15 protein-coding genes are annotated in these 16,289 nt (G+C 57.4%); 7 read left to right on the forward strand and 8 right to left on the reverse strand.

Annotated elements, in window-relative coordinates; genetic code table 11:
* Positions 1–143: 143 nt before the first annotated feature.
* Together mobB and mobA are read right to left on the reverse strand one after the other, a co-directional pair.
* A complete protein-coding gene (mobB, locus tag AC2CGI_RS22165) occupies positions 144–662 on the reverse strand; it encodes a molybdopterin-guanine dinucleotide biosynthesis protein MobB (protein WP_484593971.1) in 519 nt (172 codons plus the stop codon).
* Positions 659–1,249 (reverse strand): molybdenum cofactor guanylyltransferase MobA, encoded by a 591-nt coding sequence (gene mobA / locus AC2CGI_RS22170; protein WP_049240864.1) that lies wholly within the window; start codon positions 1,247–1,249, stop codon positions 659–661. Before mobA ends, mobB begins: the two co-directional genes overlap by 4 nt.
* Before the next feature lie 148 nt (positions 1,250–1,397).
* Here mobA and AC2CGI_RS22175 point away from each other — a divergent pair, with 148 nt between their 5' ends.
* The 3 genes from AC2CGI_RS22175 (at position 1,398) to dsbA (ending at position 3,405) form a co-directional block, all read left to right on the forward strand.
* Entirely contained in the window at positions 1,398–1,667 is a 270-nt protein-coding gene (locus AC2CGI_RS22175) for a YihD family protein (RefSeq protein ID WP_004931268.1), read from the forward strand.
* 98 nt (positions 1,668–1,765) lie between these two features.
* A complete protein-coding gene (locus AC2CGI_RS22180; RefSeq protein WP_033631372.1) occupies positions 1,766–2,752 on the forward strand; it encodes a serine/threonine protein kinase in 987 nt (328 codons plus the stop codon).
* A 29-nt stretch (positions 2,753–2,781) separates the two neighbouring features.
* On the forward strand, positions 2,782–3,405 hold the full coding sequence (dsbA, locus tag AC2CGI_RS22185) for a thiol:disulfide interchange protein DsbA (RefSeq protein ID WP_004931264.1): 624 nt from the start codon (positions 2,782–2,784) through the stop codon (positions 3,403–3,405).
* Positions 3,406–3,447: 42 nt separating this feature from the next.
* Here dsbA and AC2CGI_RS22190 read toward each other — a convergent pair whose 3' ends face one another.
* A complete protein-coding gene (locus AC2CGI_RS22190) occupies positions 3,448–4,344 on the reverse strand; it encodes an acyltransferase (protein ID WP_015379457.1) in 897 nt (298 codons plus the stop codon).
* 497 nt (positions 4,345–4,841) lie between these two features.
* Between AC2CGI_RS22190 and polA the strand changes: the two genes are divergently transcribed.
* Entirely contained in the window at positions 4,842–7,640 is a 2,799-nt protein-coding gene (gene polA, locus AC2CGI_RS22195) for a DNA polymerase I (RefSeq protein ID WP_021504486.1), read from the forward strand.
* A 191-nt stretch (positions 7,641–7,831) separates the two neighbouring features.
* Positions 7,832–7,879 (forward strand): small protein SpfP, encoded by a 48-nt coding sequence (gene spfP / locus AC2CGI_RS22200; protein WP_071892919.1) that lies wholly within the window; start codon positions 7,832–7,834, stop codon positions 7,877–7,879.
* Positions 7,880–8,157: 278 nt separating this feature from the next.
* Here spfP and yihA read toward each other — a convergent pair whose 3' ends face one another.
* Entirely contained in the window at positions 8,158–8,802 is a 645-nt protein-coding gene (yihA, locus tag AC2CGI_RS22205) for a ribosome biogenesis GTP-binding protein YihA/YsxC (protein ID WP_004931258.1), read from the reverse strand.
* Positions 8,803–9,536: 734 nt separating this feature from the next.
* Between yihA and yihI the strand changes: the two genes are divergently transcribed.
* A complete protein-coding gene (gene yihI / locus AC2CGI_RS22210) occupies positions 9,537–10,079 on the forward strand; it encodes a Der GTPase-activating protein YihI (protein WP_076740156.1) in 543 nt (180 codons plus the stop codon).
* Between the two features lie 182 nt (positions 10,080–10,261).
* A complete protein-coding gene (gene hemN, locus AC2CGI_RS22215; RefSeq protein WP_076740158.1) occupies positions 10,262–11,635 on the forward strand; it encodes an oxygen-independent coproporphyrinogen III oxidase in 1,374 nt (457 codons plus the stop codon).
* 34 nt (positions 11,636–11,669) lie between these two features.
* Here hemN and AC2CGI_RS22220 read toward each other — a convergent pair whose 3' ends face one another.
* The 4 genes from AC2CGI_RS22220 to glnA all read right to left on the reverse strand — a co-directional run bounded on the left by AC2CGI_RS22220 (position 11,670) and on the right by glnA (position 15,979).
* A complete protein-coding gene (locus AC2CGI_RS22220; protein WP_015379453.1) occupies positions 11,670–11,792 on the reverse strand; it encodes a YshB family small membrane protein in 123 nt (40 codons plus the stop codon).
* Positions 11,793–11,904: 112 nt separating this feature from the next.
* Positions 11,905–13,317 carry a nitrogen regulation protein NR(I) gene (gene glnG, locus AC2CGI_RS22225; protein WP_015379452.1) on the reverse strand — a complete coding sequence of 471 codons (1,413 nt, stop codon included), beginning with the start codon at positions 13,315–13,317 and terminating at the stop codon, positions 11,905–11,907.
* An 8-nt stretch (positions 13,318–13,325) separates the two neighbouring features.
* Positions 13,326–14,375: a nitrogen regulation protein NR(II) gene (gene glnL / locus AC2CGI_RS22230; protein ID WP_046897370.1), complete on the reverse strand. Its 1,050-nt coding sequence runs from the start codon at positions 14,373–14,375 to the stop codon at positions 13,326–13,328.
* A 194-nt stretch (positions 14,376–14,569) separates the two neighbouring features.
* Positions 14,570–15,979, reverse strand: a complete 1,410-nt coding sequence (gene glnA, locus AC2CGI_RS22235; RefSeq protein WP_004931244.1) for a glutamate--ammonia ligase — start codon at positions 15,977–15,979, stop codon at positions 14,570–14,572.
* Between the last annotated feature and the right edge of the window lie 310 nt (positions 15,980–16,289).

A 16,289-nucleotide genomic window follows, 5' to 3' on the forward strand; every position in this document is an offset into this window, starting at 1 on the left:
TCAGAAGTGAAACGCCGTAGCGCCGATGGTAGTGTGGGGTCTCCCCATGCGAGAGTAGGACACTGCCAGGCATCAAACAAAGCCGAAAGCCCTGAACTGACGTTCAGGGCTTTTTGCTGTGCGTAAAACGTAAAAAAGCGCAGCTACGCTGCGCCTTTCAACCACTCGACAATAAAGTCGGCGATGCTTTCCGGTTGATTGAGATCCAGCTGCTTAGCTGAAATGGATAGTGGTCGGTCGCTGGCAACCGCCACGACAAACTGATCCAACATGTCTTCCAACGGTTTGCCGATCTCGGCCCGATAAAGCAGGATTTTGCTGACCGGCTCATGTTTAAACCCTTCAACAAGAATCAAATCGATCTTATCGGCATCAAAACGCTCTGCCAGGTAGCGTAGATCCAAAGGTTGTTGCTCCGGCGTTTCGGTCATTAATGTCCAGCGGCGATCGCTGGCGACCAGCGTCTGATCGGCGCCCGCTTTACGCAGCTCATAGCTGTCCTTACCTGGCGTATCCACATCCATATCGTGATGCGTATGTTTGATCAGTCCAATCCTTACCTGACGCTGTTTCAGCAACGGGATCAGCTGTTTGAGCAGGGTGGTTTTTCCCGTACCGCTGTAGGCGCCGATGGCCAGCAAGGGGGGCAATGAACGATTCATTTCTTTAACTCTCGTGTTTGCTGCCAATGTCGGCAGTCTTCCGGCGTATTCAGGTTATGAAATGCCGCTTGTTGTCCGCTGAACACCACGCGTTGTGCGTTAATCTGATGCAAGAACAGCATCAGCTTGCGTTCACCGCGCGCCAGATAGTCGGCCAGCTGCGGCGCTATTTGGGTATGCAGTAACGCCAGCGTAGGGTGATCACGTTCGCCATCGCTGGCAAAGGCAGCCGGCGCAGCGCCTTTTTGCCGCCAGAGTTGTGCCACTAAGTCAGCGGGAAAGTCGGGGACGTCACAAGGGACGAAGGCCACCCATTCGTTGGAAGATTGCTTGAGTCCGGCCAGCATACCGGCCAACGGCCCGGCGAAATCGGGCGTCAGATCGCCAATCACCGGCAAACCGCTCGCCTGGTAACATGCCTGATTGCGATTGGCGCTGATGACGATGGAAGCCACCTGCGGCCGTAACCGAGCCAATATGTGTTGATAGAGTGCGATACCACCAATCGACACCAGGCCTTTGTCTTCACCGCCCATACGCGTGGCCCGTCCACCGGCCAAAATGACGCCGCTGATTTCTTTATGCATCTCGTTTATCCCGCCTTGTCGATGGGCTGATTGTAGCGCTAAAGCAGGCGTGACATCAGGATTTACCTTTATTGACAAGCCGGTTCTTTCACTGTGTGGGTAAGCCTGTTACTTTGTGAGTTTATTCATGCTATTGGACGATATTGAGATGAAAACGCATCGCGTAAACGAGTTGATCGAGCTGTTGCACCCGGCCTGGCAGGAAGATCCCGATCTCAATTTGATGCAGTTTTTGCAAAAGCTGGCGAAGGAAGCGGGCTTCCAGGGCGAGTTGTCCGAACTGAGCGACGATATTCTCATTTATCACCTGAAAATGCGCGGTAGCGCCGGCACGGATCAGATCCCGGGTCTGAAGAAAGATTACGAAGAAGATTTTAAAACGGCGCTGCTGCGCGCTCGCGGCGTTATCAAGGACTGATCCTCGTGCGGTGCGAGAAAGCATAGCGCGTGAAATGCGCCATTAATGCTACTATTTCTCATTCCCGGCACCGTGCTGTCAGCGATCAAACGAACGTTATGAATAACTCTGCTTTTAATTTCGAAACCCTGTCGCCCGATTTGATTATGGACGCGCTAGAAGGAGTTGGCCTGCGCGTCGATTCCGGCCTGACGGCACTGAACAGTTACGAGAACCGCGTCTATCAGTTTATGGACGAAGATCGCCGGCGCTACGTGGTGAAGTTTTACCGCCCGGAGCGCTGGAGCGCCGCACAGATCGGTGAGGAACATCAGTTCGCTCTGGATCTGGCCGGCGCAGAGATCCCGGCGGTGGCGCCGTTGGCGCTGCAAGGCGCTACGCTGCATACGCACGGCGGCTTTTTCTTTGCCCTGTTCCCCAGCGTGGGGGGCCGGCAATACGAGATAGACAATCTGGATCAGTTGGAATGGGTGGGCCGTTTTCTGGGGCGTATCCACCAGGTCGGCGGTGAGCGTTTGTTCGCTGAGCGGCCAACGATGGGGATTGAAGAGTACCTCACCGCCCCGCGTCAGGTGCTGGCCGATTGCGAGCTGCTACCGGCAACGCAGCGTGACGCGTTCCTGCAGGCGACGGATAATCTGATTGCGGCGATCAAGTCGCACTGGCATCTGAACTGGCAGCCGCGCCGTTTGCACGGTGATTGCCATCCGGGCAATATTCTGTGGCGCGATGGCCCGCTGTTCGTCGATCTTGATGACGCGCGCAACGGCCCGGCAGTGCAGGATCTGTGGATGTTGCTGCACGGCGAACGTCGCGATCAACTGATGCAGCTGGATGTCTTGCTGGAGGCGTATAGCGAATTTGCCGAGTTCGATCAGCGCGAGCTGGCGTTGATTGAACCACTGCGGGCGATGCGCATGGTGTATTACCTGGCCTGGGTCGCTCGCCGCTGGCAGGATCCGGCCTTCCCTAAGAGTTTTCCGTGGATGGCGGAGTCTGATTTCTGGTTGTCTCAGACTGCGGCCTTCACCGAACAGGTTAAGCTGTTGCAGGAGCCCCCTCTGCAGCTGACGCCAATGTATTGAAGCTTTAACACAATGGAGAGTTTAGTCTTATGAAAAAAATATGGTTGGCGCTCGTTGGCATGGTGATGGCATTCAGCGCCTCGGCGGCACAGTTTAGCGATGGCGCTCAGTATGTGACTCTGGACAAACCGGTGACCGGCGAGCCGCAGGTGTTGGAGTTCTTCTCCTTCTACTGCCCGCACTGCTACCAGTTCGAGCAGGTCTATCATGTGTCTGAGAACGTAAAGAAAGCGCTGCCTGCCGGCACCAAAATGACCAAGTACCACGTGGAGTTCCTGGGGCCGTTGGGCAAACAGCTGACTCAGGCGTGGGCGGTGGCGATGGCGCTGGGCGTGGAAGACAAGGTGAGCCCGCTGATGTTTGAAGCGGTGCAGAAAACCCAGACCGTGCAAACGCCGGACGATATCCGCAACGTCTTCGTGAAAGCGGGCGTGACCGCTGCAGATTATGACGCGGCCTGGAACAGCTTCGTGGTGAAATCTCTGGTGGTTCAACAGGAGAAAGCCGCAGAAGATCTGCAGCTGCGCGGCGTGCCGGCGGTATTCGTCAACGGCAAATACATGGTTAAAAACGATGGCCTGGACACCAGCTCGATGGACGCTTACGTGAAGCAGTTCGCCGATGTGGTTAAATTCCTCAGCCAGCAGAAATAAGCCTGATTCAATATGAAAAACGCCGGCATCGCCGGCGTTTTTTTATCCGTATTGCCGCTTCAATTTATCCAGCAACCGGTCTTTTTCCTGCCACAGCGTATTCAGCCACAGCTGGAAGCGCCGCTTGAACTGTTTGTCGTTGAAGTAGTCGCCGTGCAGGGTTTCATCGATCGGCAGCGTCTCTATTCTCACCACGATACGCGTCAGCCGCCCACACAGCATATCCATAAAAGGCCGCTGGTTATTTTCCGGATAGAGCAGAGTAACGTTCAACACTTTGTCGAACTGATTGCCCAGCGCGCTGAGCGTAAACGCGATGCCGGCGGCTTTAGGCGCCAGCAAATTGCGATACGGCGAATTGCTTTTAATTTTCTTGGCTTCAGTGAAGCGCGAACCCTCGACGAAATTGACGATGGTGGTTGGACGCTGGCGGAATTTTTCGCAGGAACGGCGCGTCGTTTCGATATCCTTGCCGCGCTTTTCCGGATGCTTGAGCAAATAGGCGCGGGAATAACGCTTCATGAATGGCATATCCAGCGCCCAGCAGGCCAGGCCGACAAAAGGCACCCAGGCGAGCTGTTGCTTGAGGAAATACTTATTCATTGGAATATGATTTCTGAACAGCACGCATAACACGACAATGTCCGACCAGCTTTCGTGGTTGCTGATCAGCAGATACCAGTTTTTGCGATCCAACCCTTCCAGCCCTTCAATATCCCAACGCAATTGCCCGTTAATGCGCAATAACAGCGCCAGCCCTTGGCACCAACACCACATCATGAAATCGGCGAAAGCCGAGATATATCGCCAGACGGCGGGAATGGGCACCAGGAGTTTCACGATGCCGGCCAGCGTGATGGGGATGGAGCACAACACCGTCACCAGAATGGTAAGTATGACGGAAATGATAAAGATAACAGGCGTTAACAATCTTGGCATGATTATGGGCTGACGGTTGTTGGGAACATCGTTGCATGCCAAAGCGCATGAACAAAAACGCATTTTAACAGAAATCGCCGGGGTAAAGCGCCGCTAAAAATCACTGTTTTTCGTCTCGATGGATAACCATTTGCTGAGTTTTCGTGCAACTTGTCCAGCTTGTGCTATGGTAATTGAGGCGCCGAATTTGATTAATAGTGCGATTAAAATCCGGCGAAAGTTATATCCACAAATTCAATAAATGCCAGTAATAAAGCGTCGCCGGAATTCGTTCTTTTAACGCGGTGATTTAAATAGGAATTTTATTCGCCGTTATAACGATAATCGCAGCGTTATAATTCGGTCTCTTTTCTATGCACAAAGTTATCCACAGGTAAGATCTTGCGGATCCTCGCACACAATCACATCATTTTCGTCCGCAATGCACGCTAAGGTTCGTCTCCGGCGGCCAGCTATGGCATGCTTACCTCTATGTCCGATCACGATAAAGAAACGCTATGGCCCAGATTGCAGAAAACCCACTAATCCTGGTTGACGGTTCCTCCTACCTCTACCGCGCTTATCACGCCTTCCCGCCGCTGACCAACTCGGCGGGCGAGCCGACCGGCGCGATGTACGGCGTGCTGAATATGCTGCGCAGCCTGCTGCTGCAGTATCAACCGAGCCACGTTGCCGTGGTGTTTGATGCCAAAGGGAAAACCTTCCGCGATGATCTCTTCGCTGAATACAAATCACACCGGCCGCCGATGCCGGACGATCTGCGCGCGCAGATCGAGCCGCTGCACAGCATGGTCAAGGCAATGGGCCTGCCGCTGCTGGTGACACCCGGCGTTGAGGCGGACGACGTTATCGGTACGCTGGCGCTGGAGGCCGAAAAGGCCGGCCATGCGGTGCTGATCAGCACCGGCGACAAAGATATGGCGCAGCTGGTGACGCCGAACGTCACCCTGATCAACACCATGAACAACACGATCCTCGGCCCGCAGGAAGTGTGCGACAAGTACGGCATTCCGCCGGAGTTGATCATCGACTTCCTGGCGCTGATGGGCGATTCATCGGACAACATTCCCGGCGTACCGGGCGTGGGCGAGAAAACCGCCCAGGCGTTGCTGCAGGGGATCGGCGGGCTGGATGCGCTGTACGGCAATCTGGAGAACATCGCCACGCTGAGCTTCCGCGGCGCCAAAACCATGGCGGCCAAGCTGGAGCAGAACAAAGAGGTCGCGTACCTCTCCTATAAGCTGGCGACGATCAAAACCGACGTCGAACTGGATCTGACCTGCGCGGACCTGACGGTATCTGAGCCGGATGTCGATACGCTGCAACAGCTGTTCAAACAGTACGAGTTCAAACGCTGGCTGGCGGACGTGGAAGCCGGCGTCTGGCTGGAAAACAAGAAAGGCGCGGGCGCGAAAGCTGCCGGCGCCGCCAAACCGGCAGCCGCCGTGGAAGCGCCGAAAGCCTTGGCGGAAGCCAAGCTGTCCCAGGACGGGTATGTCACTATCCTGGATGAAGCGACCTTTACCGACTGGCTGGCGCGGCTGAAAAAGGCCGACGTGTTTGCCTTCGATACCGAAACCGACGGTCTGGATACCCTGACCGCCAACCTGATCGGCCTGTCCTTCGCGATCGCGCCGGGCGAAGCGGCCTATTTGCCGGTGGCGCACGATTACCTGGATGCGCCGGCGCAGCTGGATCGCGCTTATGTGCTGGAGGCGCTCAAGCCGCTGCTGGAAGACGAGAAGGCGCTCAAGGTCGGGCAAAACCTGAAGTTCGACATGAGCCTGCTGGCGCGCTACGGCATCGAGATGCGCGGCATCGCCTACGACACCATGTTGGAGTCCTATGTGCTGGACAGCGTCGGCGGCCGTCACGATATGGACAGCCTGGCCGATCGTTATCTGGGCCACAAAACCATCACCTTCGAAGAGATCGCCGGCAAGGGCAAAAACCAGCTGACGTTCAATCAGATCGCGCTGGAGCAGGCGGCGCCTTACGCCGCCGAAGATGCCGATGTCACGCTGCAGCTGCACCTGGCGATGTGGCCGCAGCTGAAACAGAGCGCGGAACTGCTGACGGTATTCAATGAGATTGAAATGCCGCTGCTGCCGGTGCTGTCGCATATCGAACGCACCGGGGTGCTGATCGATCCGGCCATTTTGTCGGCCCACTCCCAGGAGTTGGCCAAGCGTCTGGCAGAGTTGGAGGCGCAGGCCCACGAGCTGGCGGAAGAGCCGTTCAACCTGGCGTCGACCAAGCAGCTGCAGGCGATCCTGTACGAAAAACAAAAGCTGCCGGTGCTGAAGAAAACCCCGGGCGGGGCGCCGTCCACCAACGAAGAGGTGCTGGCCGAGCTGGCGCTGGACTACCCGCTGCCGAAGGTGATCCTGGAATACCGCGGCCTGGCGAAACTGAAGACTACCTATACCGACAAGCTGCCGTTGATGATCAATCCGGTCAGCGGCCGGGTGCATACCTCGTACCATCAGGCGGTGACCGCCACCGGCCGCCTCTCCTCGAGCGATCCGAACCTGCAGAATATCCCGGTGCGCAACGAAGAAGGGCGGCGCATTCGCCAGGCCTTTATTGCGCCGGAAGGCTACCGCATCGTTGCGGCCGACTACTCGCAGATCGAGCTGCGCATCATGGCGCATCTGTCACAGGATGAGGGGCTGCTGAAGGCCTTCGCCGAAGGGAAAGACATTCACCGCGCCACGGCGTCGGAAGTTTTCGGCGTGCCGTTGGATAAAGTGACCGGCGAGCAGCGCCGCAGCGCCAAGGCGATTAACTTCGGTTTGATTTACGGCATGAGCGCCTTCGGCCTGGCGCGTCAGTTGGGGATCCCGCGTGGGGAAGCCCAGCGCTATATGGATCTCTACTTTGAGCGTTACCCGGGCGTGCTGGATTACATGGAGCGCACCCGTCAGCAGGCTTCCGAGCAGGGCTATGTCAGCACGCTGGACGGCCGCCGTCTGTATCTGCCGGACGTCCGCTCCAGCAACGCCATGCGCCGCAAGGCGGCCGAGCGCGCCGCCATCAACGCCCCGATGCAGGGCACGGCAGCCGATATCATCAAGCGTGCGATGATCGAGGTCGACGCCTGGCTGCAAGGGCAGGAGAAGCCGTTGGTGCGCGCGATCATGCAGGTGCACGATGAATTGGTGTTCGAGGTGCATGAATCGGTGATCGAAGAAGCCAGCCAGCGCATCCGCCAACTGATGGAAGGCAGTATGGCTCTGGCGGTGCCGCTGAAGGTCGATGTGGGCGTCGGCATGAACTGGGATGAAGCGCACTGATCGCCGGGTTATCGCCGTATGCGCTAACTGGCGAGAAGCTAAGCACTTTTCGTAATTAAGCTACAAGATGCGGCGATAGTTTCCCCAACTTCGCCGTTCTTGCGCCGCAAATTGTGTAAGTAAACTACAAAAAATTCTTTTTCCCTGCGAAAAAATGATGTAGAGTTACAGGCGTAGGGTACAGAGGTAAGATGTTCTATCTTTCAGACCTTTTACTTCACGTAATCGGATTTGGCTGAATATTTAGCCGCCCCAGTCAGTATTGACTGGGGCGTTTTTTATTGTAAAAACAGCAGCAAACCATACGTTTTTCCTATCGCTCGGCCCCGCTTTTCATTTCAGCTTCCGCTCCCTCAATCCGCGTAATTCGGCGAGACAAGCCCGTTTTGGCAATAAGTCTTTATGATGGCTTTATTTCAAAAGTGTAATTAGATAACAAAAAATCCCGCCTGCGGCCGATCTGCGGGCATAAAAAAGCCGATGCGGCTAGGCATCGGCTCAAGCGTGCGATCAGGGCTTATTCGCCGATGTCCTCTTCCGGCAGCACTTCCGGCGGGATCTCGTTAAACCAGGTGTCCAGCTTTTGGCGCAGCTTGTCGACGCCGATCTTTTTCAGCGATGAGAAGGCTTCGACCTGGATATCTCCCATAAACGGCAGCACCGCTTCACGCACCATGTTGAGCTGCGCCTTGCGTGCGCCGGAGGCCAGCTTGTCGGCCTTGGTCAGCAACACCAGCACCGGCGTGCCGACGTCGACCGCCCACTGGATCATCTGCTGGTCGAGATCTTTCAGCGGATGGCGGATATCCATCAGCACCACCAGCCCTTTCAGGCTGTTGCGCATCTGCAGGTATTCGCCCAGCGCGCGTTGCCATTTGCGCTTCATTTCTTCCGGCACTTCGGCGTAGCCATAACCCGGCAGGTCGACCAGACGAATGCCGTCTTCCACTTCGAACAGGTTGATCAGCTGGGTGCGCCCCGGCGTCTTACTGGTGCGCGCCAGGCTTTTTTGGTTGGTCAGCGTATTCAGCGCGCTGGATTTACCGGCGTTGGAACGGCCGGCAAAGGCGACTTCAATTCCTGCATCCCCCGGAAGATGGCGAATATCGGGTGCGCTGGTGACGAAATGGGTCACATGATAGTTGTAGTTCTTGCTGGTCAAAATTTTTCGTCTCCGTGAGGATGGCTAACTGGTTGGCGATTATAACTGCATCAGCGGTAAAAATGGCGTGTTTCTCCGTTTTTAAGCGGCGGGGCGCGATAAAACAACAGTTAAGCCGACCGTACGTTGTGAGACATTTGCCATTCGAATCGCGGGTAATGTCGCTTTATTCGAAAGTGATATTTATGTTTTTATTTTAAAAACAACATATTATTTTTTCGTTGTGTGAAAATGTCAGTCAAATCGGCGTCAGGTGCCTTGAGCCTTCGCAACAATAACGTAAAGTACTCGTTAACGCAGGGTTGCGCAGGATTAGGGAACATCCGGGAAGGATGACAAATCTCAGGGAATGCACAGGGCGTGCAATGAGTGCCAGGATGAACGCAAAAGGAAGTGACCCTTTCGCACCGGAATAGGCGGCAGGCACATCGGATGGTGAAGTATCGGCAGTTTGGATGCCCGCAGGAAGCGCGCTCGGGAAGAGCGGATGCGAAAGGATTGCGCCATGGACGATTTTCCTTTCAGGATGAAGGACGTAGTGGCAGGGAATGCGGTTATAGCAGAAGGAAAAACCGGGATGTTGCATGTACGCAAGGAGCGCGTAACAGGAATACCCTTCGCAAGAAGGTGCGAAATAGGCGGCAGGTTTAACCTGCCGCCTTTTTTCTTTGTCCGCTTTCTGCTAGATTCCGCCGCAATTCTATACTGAATCTACATACCTAAGAGCACACGCTATGAACCAGCCATCAAAAGCACCTCGCGGCAGCGCGGCGAAGTCAAAAACGAAAAAGAAAAGCCGTATGGAGCTCGATCAGGAAGCGCGCGAGCGCAAACGCCTGAAAAAGCGCCGCGGCCACGCTTCCGGTTCACGCACCCAGGTTGAGTCCGGCAGCCAAAAAAACAAATCGGCGGCGGAAGCCAAAGATCCGCGTATCGGCAGTAAAGTGCCGGTTGCGCTGGTGGTCGACGAAACCAAAGTGAAGGCCAAACCGCAGCCGAAGCCAAAGGCCGAAGCGAAACCGCGCCTGTCGCCGGAAGAAGAGCTGGCGAAGCTGGAAAATGACGAACGCCTGAACGCGCTGCTGGATCGCATCGACGATGGCGAAGCGCTGAACGCGCAAGAGCAGGCGTATGTCGACAAGACGCTGGATCGTATCGATGTGCTGATGGACGTGCTGGGCATCGAGCTGGGCGATGAAGACGACGAGGAAGAAGAAGAGAAGCAGGAAGATATTCTGAAGCTGCTGAAAGGCGGCAACCCGAAGGACGCCTTTTAACGCGCCATGTGGCTGATCCCGACAATAGCCCTACTCTTGATGTGTTATCTGCTGTGGTTATTCGGTAAACTATGGGGGCTGTCTAAGCGCAAAGCGCGTTTTCGCAGCGCTTCCGTGGCCAGACAGCGCAGACAACCGCCCCTCTCCCGGCCCGGTAGAAAAAGATATCGGAAGGAGTGAGCATGTCAGAGCAGACGATTGTCTGGGATTTGGCCCTGATCCAAAAATATAACTACTCAGGGCCGCGTTATACCTCATACCCCACGGCGCTGGAATTTAACCAGCGCTACGACGAAGCGGCGTTTCAACGCGCCGCGGCGCGCTACCCTGAGCGGCCGCTGTCGCTGTATGTGCATATCCCTTTCTGCCATAAGCTGTGCTACTTCTGCGGCTGCAACAAACTGGTGACGCGTCAGACGCACAAGGCCGACGAATACCTGAATGTCTTGGCGCAAGAGATCGCCAGCCGTGCGCCGCTGTTCGCCGGCCGCAAGGTCGGTCAGATGCACTGGGGCGGCGGTACGCCAACCTATCTGGATAAAGCGCAAATCAGCCGGCTGGTGGCGGTGCTGCGCGAACATTTTGATTTTCTGCCCGATGCGGAGATGTCGATCGAAGTCGATCCGCGCGAGATAGCGCTGGATGTGCTCGATCATTTACGCGCCGAAGGCTTTAACCGTTTGAGCATGGGGGTGCAGGATTTCAACAAGCAGGTGCAGCAGTTGGTCAACCGCGAGCAGGATGAAGCCTTCATTTTCGCCCTGATCGAGCGGGCCAAAGCGCTGGGCTTCCGCTCGACCAATATCGATCTGATCTACGGCCTGCCGAAACAGACGCCGGAAAGTTTCGCCTTCACCCTGCAGCGGGTGGCTGAACTGAATCCCGATCGCCTCAGCGTGTTCAACTACGCGCATATGCCGAATTTATTCGCCGCCCAGCGCAAAATCAAAGACGCCGATCTGCCCAGCGCGCAGCAGAAGCTGGATATCCTGCAGCAGAGCATCGCGTTCCTGACTGACGCCGGCTATCAGTTCATCGGTATGGATCACTTTGCACGCCCGGACGATGAGCTGGCGATTGCGCAACGCGAAGGCAAGCTGCACCGCAATTTCCAGGGCTACACCACCCAGGGCGACAGCGATCTGCTGGGGTTGGGCGTGTCGGCCATCAGCATGCTCGGCGACAGCTATGCGCAGAATCAGAAAGAGCTGAAGCATTACTATGAGAGCGTACCGGCGCAGGGCAACGCCCTGTGGCGCGGGCTGGCGCTGACGGACGACGATTGTCTGCGGCGCGATCTGATCAAAACCCTGATCTGCAACTTCCGGTTGGCGTATCAGCCGCTCGAACGGCAATACGGCATCGATTTCACCGCTTACTTCGCCGAAGACCTGCAACTGCTGGCGCCGTTTGAACGCGATGGGCTGGTGGAGCGCGACGAGCAGGGCATTCGCGTCACGCCGCGCGGGCGCTTGCTGATCCGCAATATTTGCATGTGCTTCGACCGCTATCTGCGGCAACAGGCGCGCAGCCAGCAGTTCTCTCGGGTGATCTGAGGATGAAAAAACAGCCGCTGATGCGGCTGTTTTTTTAACTGAAGAAGTTAATCAGCGCGGCGCACAACACCGCGGCGACCGCCGCCTGCGGGGTGTGGCTGGCGGCGGAGCCCAGCTCCGCGCCCTGAGAAATGAATACGATGAATGAGTCCAGCATCGTCAACCTCCAGAGTGTGCGACACGATCATACTGCGCCCGCGCCGGCTGTAAAGTCTGTGGTTGGCGTTTTTTTGTGCGCCGGACTGCGTTTTTCATCATCCACCCCGTTCCTATTCCATGCCCAGCTCTTTAAGCTTGCGGGTGAGGGTATTGCGCCCCCAGCCCAGCAGGCGCGCGGCTTCCTGTTTGTGCCCTTGGGTGTGGCGCAGGGCGGTGGTGAGCAGCGTGCGCTCCATTTCCGGCTGCGCTTCCGACAGCAGATTTTGATGACCGGAACGCAGCGCGCGATCGGCCCACTGCGCCAGCAGCGTGGCCCAGCTGTCCGGCAGACTGTGGCTGGGGCTTTCCGGCGCGGCGGTTTCGAACAGTTCGCCCGGCAGATCCTGAATCAGCACCTCTTGCCCGGCGGCCATCACCGTCAGCCAGCGGCAGGTGTTCTCCAGCTGGCGCACGTTGCCCGGCCAGGGCAGGCGGGTCAGCGCGGTTTCGGTTTCCGGATGCAGGTTCTTGGCCTCGACGCCCAGCTCCTTGGCGGCGATCTGCAGGAAGTGGCGCGCCAGCCGCGGGATGTCTTCCCGGCGCTCGCGCAGCGGCGGCAGGTGTACGCGGATCACGTTCAGGCGGTGGAACAGATCCTCGCGGAACTTGCCTTCTTGTACCCGCAGCTCCAGGTTCTGGTGCGTGGCGGCGATGATGCGTACGTCGACCTTCACCGGCGCATAGCCGCCGACCCGGTAGAACTGGCCGTCCGCCAGCACCCGCAGCAGGCGCGTTTGCACGTCGAGCGGCATATCGCCGATCTCGTCGAGGAACAGCGTGCCGCCGTCGGCCTGTTCAAAGCGCCCCTGACGGATTTGGTTAGCGCCGGTGAAGGCGCCTTTCTCGTGGCCGAACAGCTCGGACTCGATCAGATCCTTGGGAATAGCGGCCATATTCAGGGCGATGAACGGTGATTTGGCGCGCGGGCTGTGGCGGTGCAGCGCATGTGCCACCAGCTCTTTACCGGTGCCGGATTCGCCGTTGATCAGCACGCTGATCGACGAACGCGAGAGCCGGCCGATGATGCGAAACACGTCCTGCATCGCCGGCGCTTCGCCGATGATGTCCGCCGCCGGATCGCTGGCCGGCTGGCTGCGCACCGGCTGCTGCTGTTCCTGATAATGGCTGATGGCGCGCTCGACCAGCGCCACCGCTTCGTCGATGTCGAACGGCTTCGGCAGGTAGTCGAAGGCCCCTTGTTGATAGGCGCTGACGGCGGCGTCCAAATCCGAATGCGCGGTCATGATGATCACCGGCAGCATCGGGTGGCGCTGTTTGATCTGCTTGAGCAGCGCCAGACCATCAATGCCCGGCATGCGGATATCGGACAGCAGCACGTCGGGGGTTTGCGTGGCCAAGGCTTCCAGCACGTCATTGCCGCCTTCGAAGGTGGCGCAGCTCAGGCCCGCGCCGGTGAGCGCGCGCTCAAGCACCCAGCGGATGGAGCTATCGTCATCGACGATCCAGACTATCCCTCGTTGCATTGCAAACCTCACTGACGAATGGGCAGGTAGACCGAGAATTCGGTATGACCTGGCCAACTGTTGAACTCAATTTTTCCGCAATGCTGATCGATCAGATTGCGGGCGATGGATAATCCCAGGCCGGTACCGCCTTCACGGCCGCTGACCATCGGGTAGAACAGCGTGTCCTGCAGCTGCGCCGGCACGCCGGGGCCGTCGTCTTCGACATCGATGCGCGCCGCCAGGCGGTAGCGGGTGCCGTGCAACGTAATCTGAAACGCGGTGCGGGTGCGCAGCGTGATGGTGCCGCCCGCCTCACCCAGCGCCTGCAGCGCATTGCGGGTGATGTTCAGCAGCACCTGTTCTATCTGATCCGGGTCGTGGGCCATTTCCGGCAGGCTGGGATCGTAGTCGCGCACCAGCGTGACGTTATCCGGCATTTCCAGCGACACCAGCTGGCAGACGCGCTCCGCGACCTGATGAATGCTCTGGGTGATGTGCTGGCCGGGCCGCTGCGGTCCGAGCAGGCGATCCACCAGATTGCGCAGCCGATCGGCCTGCTCAATGATCACCTTGGTGTATTCGGTCAGCGCCGGATCGGGCAGCGCTTTGGCCAGCAGCTGCGCCGCGCCCCGCAGGCCGCCCAGCGGGTTTTTAATCTCGTGCGCCAAACCGCGCACCAGATCGCGGGCGGCCACCTGTTGGGCATGCTGCAGCTGTTCCTGGCTCAGGCGGCGTTGATTGTCCATCGGCGCCAGCTCGACCAGGATATAGCCTTCCGGCAGCGCCTGAGCGGTCAGGGAAAGAATATGCGCGCGGCCATCGACCACCAGGGTCACTTCGTTGTCGGTGAAGCCCTGACCGGCGCGCAGACTTTCATGCATCAGAGAGACGTTCAGCGAAAAATAGCCGAGCAGATCGGGCAGCGGCGTGCCGAACAGCTTGCGGGAGCTTTGCGCCAGCAGCTGCTGTGCCGCAGGGTTGGCGTAGTGAACCGCCAGTGAGTCATCCAACAGCAGGATGCTGTTGATGAGTGAATTGAGGATCTGCCCAGCATCGGGCAGCTTGCCAGTTGCCATACAGCAGACTCCTGCACCTTTTTAGTGCATCTATCCTACTCCATCCGGGATCGACGCGGTATGGAATAGTTTTGCAGAAAATACGGTGGAGAAAAAAACCCATCCGAAGATGGGCTGAAAGTTTCCACGGCAACAAAAAAGCGATAACAAAAATTGTGGGCGCCGTCCGCCAGGGCGGACGGCGCGGGTAGGGCTTAGACGCTGTAGTACAGTTCGAACTCGACCGGGTGTGGCGTCATGCGAATGCGGTCCATCTCTTCTTTGCGCAGTTCGATGTAGGCATCGATCGCATCGTCGGTGAACACGCCGCCGCGGGTCAGGAACTCGCGGTCTTCGTTCAGTGCGGCCATCGCCTCGTCCAGCGAGCCGGCCACTTTTGGGATCTCGGCTTCTTCTTCCGGCGGCAGGTCGTACAGGTTCTTGTCCATGGCATCGCCAGGGTGGATCTTGTTGATGATGCCGTCCAGGCCGGCCATCAGCAGTGCGGCGAAGCACAGGTATGGGTTAGCCGCCGGATCCGGGAAGCGGGCTTCGATGCGGCGCGCTTTCGGGCTGGCGACCACCGGGATGCGGATAGACGCGGAGCGGTTACGGGCGGAGTAAGCCAGCATCACCGGCGCTTCGTAGCCTGGCACCAGACGTTTGTACGAGTTGGTGGTCGGGTTGGCCAGCGCGTTGATCGCCTTGGCGTGCTTGATGATACCGCCGATGTAGAACAGTGCGGTTTCAGACAGGCCGCCGTATTTGTCGCCGGCGAACAGGTTGGTGCCGTTCTTGGACAGCGACATGTGGCAGTGCATGCCGGAACCGTTGTCGCCGAACATGGGTTTCGGCATGAAGGTCGCGGTTTTACCGAAGGCGTGCGCCACGTTGTGCACCACGTACTTGTAGATCTGAATTTCGTCGGCTTTCTTGGTCATGGTGTTGAAGCGGGTCGCCACTTCGTTCTGACCGGCGGTCGCCACTTCGTGGTGGTGCGCTTCAACCACCAGGCCCATCTCTTCCATGGTCAGACACATGGTGGAACGCAGATCCTGCGAAGAGTCGACCGGTGGAACCGGGAAGTAACCGCCTTTCACCGCCGGACGGTGGCCTTTGTTGCCGCCGTCGTATTTTGTGCCGGAGTTCCAGGCGCCTTCGATGTCGTCGATGGCCACGTGGGAACCGCGGATGCTGCTGCCGAAGCGGATGTCGTCGAACAGGAAGAACTCAGGCTCTGGCCCGAACAGCACGGTGTCCGCGATGCCGGAGGAGCGCAGGAAGTCTTCGGCGCGTTTGGAGATGGAGCGCGGGTCGCGATCGTAGCCTTGCATGGTGCCCGGCTCGAGAATGTCACAGCGAATGATCAGCGTAGGTTCTTCGAAGAACGGATCCAGAACCGCCGTGCTGGCGTCCGGCATCAGCACCATGTCAGATTCGTTGATGCCCTTCCAACCACCGATAGAGGAGCCGTCAAACATTTTACCTTCTTCGAAGAAGTCGGCGTTTACCTGGTGAGCCGGGATAGTCACGTGCTGTTCCTTACCCTTGGTGTCAGTGAAACGCAGGTCTACGAATTTCACTTCATGCTCATTCAGCATCGTCAAAACGTGTTCAGCGGACATACTTAACTCTCCCGGTTTATCATTGTCGTCGTCGTGGAACGAATCTGTGGAACTGGCTTTTTTTCGCCTTGAAAAGACTAAAGCGAAAAGCGTGCCAACTTTTAAAAAAGGCTTTCATCGCCTTTCTGCGCGGGTTTTACCCAACCACAGTATGCACCATCAGTGATAAATTGCACCGAAATGGTGCAATTGGGGTGGGCGTGGGCACTGAAATGGTGCAAAAGTGCAACGATTGCGGCTTTTTGCACCGTGAAAGGGATCACAAACTGACCGGTACGCGGTTGTTTATAAGAGATGGTTGTGATCTTGT

Source organism: Serratia sp. LSHTC3, from assembly GCF_057197125.1.